The sequence below is a fragment of the Burkholderia sp. HAN2018 genome (genome assembly GCF_024704855.1).
In the GTDB taxonomy this organism is placed as follows: Bacteria; Pseudomonadota; Gammaproteobacteria; order Burkholderiales; family Burkholderiaceae; genus Burkholderia; species Burkholderia cepacia.
On the sequence record NZ_QOBB01000504.1, the window covers coordinates 1 to 1237 of the forward strand.

General features: G+C 68.1%; 2 protein-coding genes. One reads left to right on the forward strand and one right to left on the reverse strand.

Going from position 1 to position 1237, the window contains the following annotated elements:
- Positions 1 to 211 precede the first annotated feature (211 nt).
- Entirely contained in the window at positions 212 to 544 is a 333-nt protein-coding gene (locus tag DPV74_RS41395) for a hypothetical protein (protein ID WP_059694245.1), read from the forward strand.
- Positions 545 to 664: 120 nt separating this feature from the next.
- Here the strand turns inward: DPV74_RS41395 and DPV74_RS41400 are convergent.
- The coding region (locus DPV74_RS41400) for an NAD-binding protein (RefSeq protein WP_162923338.1) at positions 665 to 1237 on the reverse strand (573 nt) is incomplete at its 5' end.

The following is a 1237-nucleotide window of genomic DNA, read 5'->3' on the forward strand; positions in this document are numbered from 1 at the left end:
CGGCGCGCCCGCAACGGCGTGCGGGCAGGGCGAAACTACCTGCCGGCCGAAGCCGGCCGCCGGCGAGGGCTGTAAATCTTGCCTGCATCCGTCATCGTTTAACCATTCGAAACAATGTGTTCACCGAAAGGGGCATGATCTCCGGCGATCGAGCAGGCATACTGTCGCCTATGTTGCTCAATGCACGTCGAAGTACGTGCGCTTGCCCCCCATGTCCACTCCAGTTTCCTTTCGAACCCTGCGATGGTTGACCGTCGCGGCTGCTGCATGCTTGCTCGCCGCGTGTTCGACCGCTTCCGACGTGACCGCGACGTCGAACCCGAACGTATTTACCGTGACGACGCGCACGGTCGGCGTATCGACGACGTGGGCCGACGCCCATACGAAGGCCGTCGACGAAGCCACCAACTACTGCACGCAGCGCGGCATGCGCGCCAGCCTGAAGCAGGAGGCGCTGACCAGCGGCAGCCGTGTCGGCGCGCGCTCCGAACTCGCGTTCGAGTGCCATCCGACCTTCGAGACGGCGTCGAATCCGCGCGGTTGAGCGACCAGCGGCGTCGCACGCCGCCGCCGTCCGCGTTTTCCTTCTCCCCGATGCAAACCGACCCGCGAGGCCGTTCAGGCACATCGCGGGTCGGCGCACGTCCGGCGTCGGCTATGGCGGTTACGCCGGCTGCGCCTCGTACAGCTTCACGCACGCGGAGAAGTCGAGCGTGCCGAGCCCCTGCTGGCTCATCGACTGATAGAGCTGCTGCGCGAGTGCGCCCATCCACACCGGCTGGTGCGCGCTCCGTGCCGCTTCGGTCGCGAGCCCGAGATCCTTCAGCATCAGGTTCGCCGCGAATCCGCCCGCATAGCCGCGCGCGGCCGGCGCGGTGTCGCTCACGCCCGGATACGGGTTGTACGTGTCCGAGCTCCAGCAGCGGCCGGTCGACGTATTGATGATGCCCGCCAGCACGGACGGATCGATGCCGAGCGCGGCGCCGAGCGCCATCGCTTCCGAGACGCCCATCATCGAGATCCCGAGCAGCAGGTTGTTGCAGATCTTCGCGATCTGCCCGGTGCCCGTGCCGCCGCAATGCACGACGTTCTTGCCCATGTCGAGCAGCACGGGGCGGATGCGCTCGAACAGCGCGGCGTCCGCGCCGACCATGAAGGTCAGCGTGCCGGCCTGCGCGCCGCCGGTGCCGCCCGACACGGGGGCGTCGGCGAGCGGGAAGCCGCGCTGCGCGGCGGC